The organism is Nocardia sp. NPDC049190, from assembly GCF_040648115.1.
GTDB lineage: Bacteria > Actinomycetota > Actinomycetes > Mycobacteriales > Mycobacteriaceae > Nocardia.
The window spans coordinates 1-8,801 of record NZ_JBEZDE010000083.1 but is presented as its reverse complement, the minus strand read 5'-3'; the positions used below and the strand labels follow the sequence as shown (position 1 = coordinate 8,801).

Here is an 8,801-nt window from a genome sequence, read left to right as displayed (position 1 = left end):
CCACCCGACCAGACTGACCGATGCCCTGACCGACACACCGCAACCTGTCGGCGTGTCGGTGACAACAGGGCAAAGGCTCCCGGGCGCGGCACTAGCCAGGGAATCAGTGTCGACGAGGCCGTTCTCGATGCGGCTGAAGAGCTGCTCGTTATTCGTTACGAACAAACCGGGGGATCCGTATCGGCCGGTCGTGTACTGGTTGAGGGTTCGGGTTCAGTAGTGAGGATGCGCTGCGATCAGTGTTCCGGTCCGGCGAGCAGGAAGGCATTGCGCCGCGCACTGCGGGCGAGATTGCGTGCGGTGTCGAGGTGGCACCTTCCCCTGATGTTTTCACTGAGTAATGCACTGATCTGCGTTGCAGTTCGCTGGTAGGCGACGACGTCCGGCTGTTGTGTCTTCGCGGCAGTGGTCGCACAGCCCGTCGTCGTCGCTGCGGCGGGTGCCGGTGGCGGTCGATGGTCGCGGCGTACCGCGCGACGGCTTGGCCATACCTGTTGATTCTTCGGCGGTTGCTACTTCCGCCGCCAATTGCATTGGATGCGAACTCGCGACAGTGTGCGCATCGACCGGTTCGAGGGCGGCGGATTCAGCCTCTACCAGAGGGATTCGGCTGTGTCGGCACCGATGAGGGTAGACGGCTGAATGCCCCAAAGCGGTCCGTCTGACGCAACTGCCTGCGGATTCCATCACGACTCGCATACGATGCGACTTTCTCGCATCTGATGCGACCGATGGAGGTGGGGCCGGTTTGGCGGGTTTCGGCGGTTCGGTGCCGGGTGCGGCGCGGCTGCATCTCGTCGACGGGGTGTCGCTGCTACGGCCGGAGGAGCAGGTGTTCACCGCGATGCTGGCTGGATTCGCGAACCAGCAGCTGGCCCGGAATCTGGCCCGCACCACGGTGGACAGCCGGGAGCGCACGGTCAAGGCGTTTACCGCCTACGTGAATGCCTTTTCGTGGCAATGGAGTCCGGCGATGATCGATGAATGGCTCGGTGACCTGCGGTCGCTGCGGGATCTGAAGCGCACGACGATCCGCTCCTACTCCGAGGCGATCCGGGCGTTCTGCGGTTTCGTCACTGACCCGCTCTATCAGTGGCCGGCCACCTGCGAGGACCGGTTCGGCACGCACCCGGTCCAGGTGGTGCACGAGTGGAACACCGCCGCACACGTCCAGGACACCGAGTCCGATCCGAAGAAGCGAGCATTCACCAAGGCGGAGCTGCACGCGTTCTTCGCCCACTGCGACGACGAAGTGGCCCGGATCCGGGCCTTCGGCCGCAAGGGCTGGCTACCCGCCTTCCGGGACGCCACCCTGTTCAAGACGGCCTACGCATTCGGGTTGCGGCGCAACGAAACTCGGATGTTGGATGCGGCTGACTTCGGCACCAACCCGCACGCTCCGGAGTTCGGGCAGTTCGGCCGCTGCCAGGTTCGATTCGGCAAGGCCAAGAAGGGGTCACCGCCGAAACGGCGCGGAGTGCTGACCGTGTGGGACTGGACCGTCGGTGTCCTCGACGAATGGTTCACCGAGGTCAGACCACTGCTCGGAGCCGACGGCAATCCGGCGGCCTGGCCGTCCGAGCGCGGGCTGCGGATCGGCTGCCAGCGGCTGAATTCTCGGTTCATCGCCTACCGCCACGCCCTCGGCCTGGACGACGGGCTCGACTTTCATTCGCTACGCCGCTCCTACGTCACGCATTTGATCGAGGACGGCTGGGATCCTCGGTTCGTGCAGGAACAGGTCGGCCACGAGCATGCGAGCACGACGTCGATCTACACCTGTGTGTCCTCGGACTTCCGCACCCGCACCCTGCGGCGGCGAATGGACGCGACCGTCGCTGCGGCCCTCGATTCCCAGAAAGGCAAGCACGCATGAAACGTTCCATCGGTTACGCCTGGCGGTTGCGCGAAATCATGGCCAGTCAAGGCGTTTTCACCGCCACCGAGCTGGTTCCGCTGCTGCGCGAGCGCGGCATCGACCTGTCAGCTTCTCAGGTTCATCGACTCGTGTCGGGCACCCCGGAACGACTGTCGCTGCAAGTTCTCTCCGCGCTCTGCGACATCCTGGCCTGCACCCCGGCGGATCTGGTGATCACCACCGCCGAGAACGCCGGGGTCCGCAAGACCGGCACTGCGGATGCGACCGGTCAGCCGCCGGTCGTCGCGAAGTTGCGGCCCCGGCCGGCGCGCATCCTGCCCGAAGGATGAGCAGTCGGCCGACCCGGGAACAGCTCGTGCGCTGGCAAAGTCGCGAGTGCGCCCGCTGCGGCCGATACGCCCACGTCACCGCCTGGTGGCCCGACGGCACGCTCTGCCGGACCTGCTGCGATCGCGCCCTTCGCCTCCGGGGCCGTTGTCCCGGCTGCGGCGACGACCGGGCGCTGCCCGGGCTGGCGCCGGACTCTCGTGATCCGATCTGCACCGACTGCGCTGGATTCACCGCGAACTATCGGTGCTCGCGCTGCGGCGACGAAGGCAAACTCCACGCTCAACGCCTTGGCACCCGTTGCACATTCACCGACAAGCTCACCGACCTGCTCGACGACGGCACCGGCCGGATCAGGCCCGAGCTCGTTCCTCTGGCCGGTCGGTTGCTCGCGATGAACAACCCGTTATCGGGTCTGACCTGGCTTTACCCTCGAAAGGGGAAGAATCGAACCCCAGCGGACCTGTTGCGCGAACTCGGGCGCGGACAGATCGAGTTGACCCACGAGGCGTTCCATACCCTCGAACCTTGGCGGGCCGCGGCGCATCTGCGGGAACTGCTCATGGCCTGCGGTGTTCTGCCCGTCGTCGACAAACAGATCTGCGGATTCGAACGCTGGCTGCCCGGCCACCTCGCCACAATCACCGACCCGGACCACGCCCAGATCATCCGTCGCTACGCCACCTGGCACCTGCTGCCCCAACTGCGGGCAAAAGCTGAACGGAAACCTCTCACCCCACCGGCTCGACGCCACGCCCACGACCAAGTCAAGCAAGCAACACTGTTCCTGGAATGGCTTGCAGGACAAGAGGTCACGCTCGCTGCCAGCAGCCAATCCAACATCGACGCATGGCACGCCCAGAACGGCCCCACCGACGACGCTGCCTGCGAACCTTTCTGTTGTGGTGCATGAACAGCCAGCTCACGCGGCAATTCCGCCTTTCCGCACCCGCGGTGAAGCGAAGACCACCCATGCCACCGGAGGAGCGAATCGAACTGCTCGGGCGCATTCTGACAGCCTCCGACCAGCCATTACGCTCACGCGCGGCGGCCGCGATCGTGCTGCTCTACGCCCAACCACTCACCCGCGTCGTCCGGCTGACCATCGACGATGTCGTCCACGACGGCGATCTCGTGCTCCTGCACCTCGGCGAACCCGCGTCGCCGGTCCCGAAACCGGTTGCCGAAATCCTGCTGGCCTGGATCGACAGCCGCACCAACATGAACACCGCCACCAACCGCGATTCGTGCTGGCTGTTCCCCGGACGACGGACCGGGCAACCTATGCACCCCGAAACCCTGGGCGGACTGCTGAAAGCGCTCGGCGTCCTCAACGTTCCAGGCCGGACATCGGCCATGCGACAGCACGTCCAGCAGATGCCCGCCCCGGTCGTCGCCGACGCGCTCGGCTATCACCACATCACCACGACGAAACTCGCCGCTGAGGCAGCGGTGGTCTGGAGTCGCTACGTCACCACCCCTCGGCTCCGATCACCCACCGGCTGGACTCCTCTGACAACACGCGACAGTTGAATACGCGATCTCACCAGTCTCACACCCGCCACGAAGTCGTCCGGAGCCGTTGCTCACGCGCTCGACGACGACAGGGGCTATAACTCACTGGTCATGGAAGCCTGCGGGGTGCTCGCCGAGACCGACTGTGTGTTGACTATCTGCCGTTTCGGCAGCGACAACGGGTCGGTGAACGTCGCGCACGATCTGGCGACGGCGGTCGAGCAGCTCCCTGATCTCATCGATGATCTTCGCGCGTACCGTGTCGGCCACCTCTGGTTCGGACCTCGCGCGGTGAAGTCGCGTCCTAGAGTATTCGGGGCGATCCGGCCGACCTGTCCTTCCAGGACTCCTAGCGGCGTCGACCCCGGCAGACAAGTGCATCTTCGCACACCGGCTTCTTCGCGATCTTCTAGCCCAAGCGGCGGTCGAGCTCCGCGGGCGAGCCGCTCTGCCTCCGAGGTCAGTGCAACACCTCGGCTTCGGCTCGCAGGCAAGAATTTGACACGGAGCAGCGGCTAACCACAGTGCCATCACAACGGTTGCATAGAGCGAACTTCGCACCAACTTGGCACCAGGAGGTCCGAGCTGGTCCGGACCCTTGATGATGGGGTTCCGGGTGCAATCGCATGAAAACAACGAAGTTGCCTTGACCAGCAGCGACGGCAGCGTTCGGGGTACCGGGTAGATGAGTGCCGTGACTGCTATGCCCGTGGCGCGGTGCCGCTGATGATGCGGTGGATGGTGGAGCAGCCGACGCTGTATTCCTCGGCAAGGTCGGTCACGCTCGCGTCGTCGGGGTTGTGGTAGCGGTGGTGGATCGTTTTGCGTGCTGCCAGAAGCAGTTTCGGCTGTTTGCCCTTGAGTCGGCTTTTCGCGCGGGCCTTGGCCATAACTTCGCGGGTGCGCAGGTGGCCCAGGTTGGCCTCGGATTCGGCGACCATGGCGAGGGTTTGCAGAAAGAGTTCTGCCCGGCGCTCGATACCCCGGGCACGTCCAGCATCGTGAAGGCGTTGATTACATCCGCCGACCACATCTTGACCTCGTCGGAGATCGAGTGCTCGTTGCCGGCGGTTCGTTGCCAGCCGATCAAATACCAGATCAGCTTCGGCGCGGGGAACCGGCAAGAAGCTTCGCTGAGGCGGCAGGACCGCCCCACCGATTCACGGTCTAGTCCAACACAACTCCTCCGCTGAGGCTCCGACCTGTCTGTGCCTGCCCGACAATTTCGAACACCGCACCAGGGAAAGCAAGTCCTACATCATCGCGACAAAGGAATCTTTTATACGCAGGGTGAACCACACAGCAACGGTCGCAATAACAACCGACAACGCCACGATCGACGAGGTGTGGCCCACCACCGCATAGGATTTCATCGCGAACACATGGGCGGGTACCCGAATCAGCGCAGCTGGGCGAAGAACTCTCGAATGTCGGCAAGCAGGAGGTCGGTCGCCTCGTGCGCGGCGTAGTGCCCGGCAGCCTCATAGGCGCTGTCCGACCGCATAGACTGCACGTCGTAGGAGTTCCAGCTCACGATGTTCTTGTGATCCCGTTCGGCAAAACAGCGGATGGACTGGAAATCGCCCTTGAACATCGCCAACGCGGTGGGCACAGTGGTCGGTCCTGGGGTTCTCTCGGTGTCGTGGGCATCCTCCCAGTAGAAGCGGATCGACGAGGAGGCGGTACCGGTCAGCCAGTAGATCGCCGCATTGCCGACGATGAATTCAGCGCCCAGGCTTTCCCCCATAAGTTGGGAGTTCCAGCCCAGCAGACCGATCGGTGAATCCGAAATCGCGAAGGCCAGGGTCTGCGGCTGCTGGCTGTGCAGGGTATTGAAGGCGAACTTGTTGTTCATGAACCATTGCAGGTGGCCAAGAGCGGCCTGGTCTTCGGCGGACAAGTCCGCTGCCTCAGTCGGATCGCCAGAAGGGAACGAGAACAACTGTGTCACATGCACTCCCAGTATCCGGTCCGGGGCTATGCGGGCCATTTCAGGCGAGACCATCGAGCCTGCGTCATTACCGATCGCGCCGAAGCGCTCGTAGCCGAGTCGGACCATCAGCTCGACCAAGGCGCGTGCGGTACGGCGAGTGCCCCAGCCCGTACTGCGGGTCGGGCCGGAGAAACCGAAACCGGGCAGGGAAGGAATGATCACGTGAAAGGCCGGAGCCGTAGAATCGGTTGGGTTGGTCAGCGGCTCGATGACCTTCAGGTACTCGAGGATCGAGCCCGGCCAACCGTGGATCAAAATCACGGGGATGGCGTCTTCCCTCGAGGATTTCACGTGCAGGAAATGGATATCCTCACCGTCGATACTGGTGGTGAACTGCGAGTAGGAGTTGAGCTTGGATTCCATTGCCCGCCAGTCGAATTCCTCCAACCAGTACCGTGCAAGCCTCTGGATGCGTTCATTGGTAACGCCGTACAAGTCACCGACTCCTGACAGTTCGTTCGGCCACACTGCCTTCCTCAGTCTCTCGTTCAAGTCCTCGAGCTGGTCCTGCGGGACATCGATGCGGAAGGAATGGATGGCTGTCATGTCGATCTCCTTGATGGAACGGAATTTCGTGTGGTTCGAAGTTATCGGAACCGATTGTTCTGTTTACAATGCTGTCTTCGCCTGATGTCAAGGACGGCGGAAGCCTGACGCATCAACGCGCTGACCGACCGGACGGTAGGCACAGGCGCCGACAATGACGAACCCATCTTGACCCCGCCCACGGCGCAATCAACGCCGAACCCCAAGGCCCCGATGTCAACCCTGCCTTGAGAGCAAGAAAATGGGTATCGGCCATTCTATCGCCGTGACGCGATCAATAGGGAGTTGCTGCGCATCCACTGCTACGGCAGGCTGCGCAGCGAGGCGGCAGCACTCCAGGATTATCCGGGCAGTGGGCGAGAGCATCGCCACAACCAGCGTCGAGATCGACAGGATAGGGGGTGAAGTACCGCAGGATCGAAACCACCACGCCGACAGTTTCATTCTCCACCCTTGCCTGCGGCTTGTATGTATTCGTTAATTCCATCTACACGCGACACAGCATGTCTCAGATCCGGGTGCACGCCGCCGCCTTTGAGACGACAGTCGCGGAATATCTTCCGCGTCTTCATGCCGGCAAAAGCGTGTTCGATGAGAGTCCGAACCTATTTATACCTGTGGTTATATTGTTCTTCCACTCGCACAGGTCTCCCTGAGGTGGGCGGCCGGTGCGGGATGGCCAGGCCGGTGCTGGTAGCCGCCAATGACGGTGTAGCGGTTGGTCGAGTGCCAGTAGTTGGACCAACCTCGTTCTGCGTCAACTGGCGCCGCTCTTCGGTGTCTCGAAGTCTGCCGTCGACCGGATCGTTGACCACATCAGCTACTCGCTCCGCTTCGGGAATGCGTTTCGTCACGCGCACTCCTGCGACCAGGTGATGTCAGTGGTCAGGCCGCCGCCCGCCATCCACTGGGTGATGGCAGTCAACGCAAGCGCTTCGGAAATGAACCAGCTGACTGGTAGAGAACCAGGTTCCTCCCAGCGAATGTCACAGGTGGTTTCACTCTCTACTTCTGGGTCGCGCGTAGAGTGCTGCGCGAAGTCAGCATTGGTGTGAACCAGCGCCCACCCGATCGGCGCGATTGCGATCGCGAGTGACTCCCCGCTGCCTCGGCGAATTTCTATCCCTGGAAAAATATCCTTTTCGGCCTTGTAGCGGTCGAGCAACTCGACCGCCAAGGCACTGAGCTCCTCGGCTACGTAGACACCTCGAGTTTTCAATTTGGAGCTAAACGGCTCGCTATACAGTAGTTCAGTCATCAACTAGCTATCTCCCTACCGCATTTCCTTGTTGGCGAATATAAAGTCGCGACTTCCTTCTGTAGTCGCTGCGAAGATATCGAGATCTAGCTCTCACGCACTCGTTTTAAAAATATTAAGCGATGATTTCTGTACACCGTGGCCGGATCGATTCTCATTGTGCGCCAGGCGTTTCCATCATTGCCCAACGAGAAACTCGGTCAGGTTCCTTGGTGATACATGCGGGGTGTCGTTACGGCTGGTACGTACCGAGTGTCCAGACATGGCCTTCGGGATCTAGGCAGCAGAATTCCTTGGTGCCGTAGTGAGTGTCGTGCAGCGGGTTGAACACTTCGGCTCCAGCGGCAACGGCTTTGCACTAGGCGGTGTCTATGTTAAGTACGGCCGTATATACCGATTCGGCCGTGCCGCCGATGGATCGGGGGCTTCGATTGCGTCGGGTCGATATCTGGGTGGACAGGATCATGATGAACCCTCCCTCGGGTCGCTTGAGTTCTGCATGTGCGATGGTGCCATCCGGACCCGGCACGACTACGGTCGACTTGAAATCAAATGCATCGCGTAACCAGTTCATTGCCGCGGGGGCATCCTCGTAGGCCAGTGAGGGAATGATGTTCTGTGTCATGCGGGCGACCGTAGGGCAAACCACAGGGCTTGGCTTGTACAAATGGGTTCTGGATGCCGGCCCATTTCCATCCGCAACACACGAAGCGCCCCCGGCTGTGTCGAACACCGTTTCCAGTCTGCGACCAAGTGCTGCGCGGCAATCGACCGTTCGACCACCTGCGGTAGCGATTCATACCGCACGTTGTTTTCCAAAACTCCTCGAGTTCCTGCGCGGGATCGGTGTCCACACCGCAGCACCGGCGCCTCCAGACGCACACATCGCTGCCGACACTCCCGGATCACAGGCGCCTGCGCCGCCAGCGTTCAAGTCCGGGTGCGGCTTTCACCAGTTGAACGCATTCGTCGACCATGGCGAACCGGGCACCGATGGACCCGCCGGGCTGGAGCCGCGACCCGGCGACGTCGGCAGCAATTCCGCCGCCGACCACAACAGATCCTCGACGCCACGCTCGTGCAGCTGCCGGACCACCCCGACTACCGCGTCCGACACGAAAGGCTGGTGTGCGCCGATACCAGTCACCCACGAGTTCTGACTCCCTGCCACAATAGCCGTGTGCAGTGCTAGTGTGTCGTGCCTGAAATCAGGCAAGTAAGTTGATATTTTGTTTGTGTGTCGCATCGTGGACCTTCTGCTGTTGAGATCACGCTGTCCGATG

Annotated in this window: 9 protein-coding genes and 3 pseudogenes; 6 read left to right on the top strand and 6 right to left on the bottom strand. The window is 62.0% G+C overall.

From position 1 onward, the window contains the following. Positions 1-748 precede the first annotated feature (748 nt). From AB0B25_RS31525 to AB0B25_RS31510, 4 genes are read left to right on the top strand one after another with little or no spacing between them, the layout of a single operon-like run. Complete coding sequence (locus AB0B25_RS31525) at positions 749-1,876, top strand: site-specific integrase (protein ID WP_357187351.1); 1,128 nt, start codon at positions 749-751, stop codon at positions 1,874-1,876. After that, positions 1,873-2,208, top strand: coding sequence for a helix-turn-helix transcriptional regulator (locus tag AB0B25_RS31520; RefSeq protein ID WP_357187349.1), 336 nt, complete (start codon positions 1,873-1,875; stop codon positions 2,206-2,208). Before AB0B25_RS31525 ends, AB0B25_RS31520 begins: the two co-directional genes overlap by 4 nt. After that, on the top strand, positions 2,205-3,119 hold the full coding sequence (locus tag AB0B25_RS31515) for a hypothetical protein (protein ID WP_357187346.1): 915 nt from the start codon (positions 2,205-2,207) through the stop codon (positions 3,117-3,119). The genes AB0B25_RS31520 and AB0B25_RS31515 overlap by 4 nt, the downstream gene beginning before the upstream one ends. Before the next feature lie 59 nt (positions 3,120-3,178). After that, on the top strand, positions 3,179-3,739 hold the full coding sequence (locus tag AB0B25_RS31510; protein ID WP_357187343.1) for a hypothetical protein: 561 nt from the start codon (positions 3,179-3,181) through the stop codon (positions 3,737-3,739). An 84-nt stretch (positions 3,740-3,823) separates the two neighbouring features. Here AB0B25_RS31510 and AB0B25_RS31505 read toward each other — a convergent pair whose 3' ends face one another. The 4 genes and pseudogenes from AB0B25_RS31505 to AB0B25_RS31490 form a co-directional block, all read right to left on the bottom strand. After that, positions 3,824-3,991: a hypothetical protein gene (locus tag AB0B25_RS31505; RefSeq protein ID WP_357187340.1), complete on the bottom strand. Its 168-nt coding sequence runs from the start codon at positions 3,989-3,991 to the stop codon at positions 3,824-3,826. Positions 3,992-4,422: 431 nt separating this feature from the next. Next, positions 4,423-4,845, bottom strand: coding sequence for a hypothetical protein (locus tag AB0B25_RS31500; RefSeq protein WP_357187337.1), 423 nt, complete (start codon positions 4,843-4,845; stop codon positions 4,423-4,425). A gap of 275 nt (positions 4,846-5,120) precedes the next feature. Beyond that, positions 5,121-6,260: an epoxide hydrolase gene (locus AB0B25_RS31495; RefSeq protein ID WP_357187334.1), complete on the bottom strand. Its 1,140-nt coding sequence runs from the start codon at positions 6,258-6,260 to the stop codon at positions 5,121-5,123. Positions 6,261-6,700: 440 nt separating this feature from the next. Continuing rightward, positions 6,701-6,895: pseudogene (locus AB0B25_RS31490) on the bottom strand (hypothetical protein); the annotation flags it as partial. Between the two features lie 93 nt (positions 6,896-6,988). Between AB0B25_RS31490 and AB0B25_RS31485 the strand changes: the two are divergent. Next, a pseudogene (locus tag AB0B25_RS31485) lies at positions 6,989-7,078 on the top strand (IS5/IS1182 family transposase); the annotation flags it as partial. A gap of 32 nt (positions 7,079-7,110) precedes the next feature. Here the strand turns inward: AB0B25_RS31485 and AB0B25_RS31480 are convergent. Further along, positions 7,111-7,518, bottom strand: coding sequence for a hypothetical protein (locus AB0B25_RS31480; protein WP_357187331.1), 408 nt, complete (start codon positions 7,516-7,518; stop codon positions 7,111-7,113). A gap of 358 nt (positions 7,519-7,876) precedes the next feature. Then, positions 7,877-8,143, bottom strand: a complete 267-nt coding sequence (locus AB0B25_RS31475) for a hypothetical protein (protein WP_357187328.1) — start codon at positions 8,141-8,143, stop codon at positions 7,877-7,879. A gap of 292 nt (positions 8,144-8,435) precedes the next feature. Between AB0B25_RS31475 and AB0B25_RS31470 the strand changes: the two are divergent. After that, positions 8,436-8,573: pseudogene (locus tag AB0B25_RS31470) on the top strand (IS1380 family transposase); the annotation flags it as partial. Positions 8,574-8,801 lie beyond the last annotated feature (228 nt).

Excerpts from the sequence above, each read along its gene's own strand:
- AB0B25_RS31495 (WP_357187334.1), bottom strand. The coding sequence starts at position 6,260 with ATGACAGCCATCCATTCCTTCCGCATCGATGTCCCGCAGGACCAGCTC.
- AB0B25_RS31480 (WP_357187331.1), bottom strand. The coding sequence starts at position 7,518 with ATGACTGAACTACTGTATAGCGAGCCGTTTAGCTCCAAATTGAAAACT.
- AB0B25_RS31515 (WP_357187346.1), top strand. The coding sequence starts at position 2,205 with ATGAGCAGTCGGCCGACCCGGGAACAGCTCGTGCGCTGGCAAAGTCGC.
- AB0B25_RS31475 (WP_357187328.1), bottom strand. The coding sequence starts at position 8,143 with ATGACACAGAACATCATTCCCTCACTGGCCTACGAGGATGCCCCCGCG.
- AB0B25_RS31510 (WP_357187343.1), top strand. The coding sequence starts at position 3,179 with ATGCCACCGGAGGAGCGAATCGAACTGCTCGGGCGCATTCTGACAGCC.
- AB0B25_RS31520 (WP_357187349.1), top strand. The coding sequence starts at position 1,873 with ATGAAACGTTCCATCGGTTACGCCTGGCGGTTGCGCGAAATCATGGCC.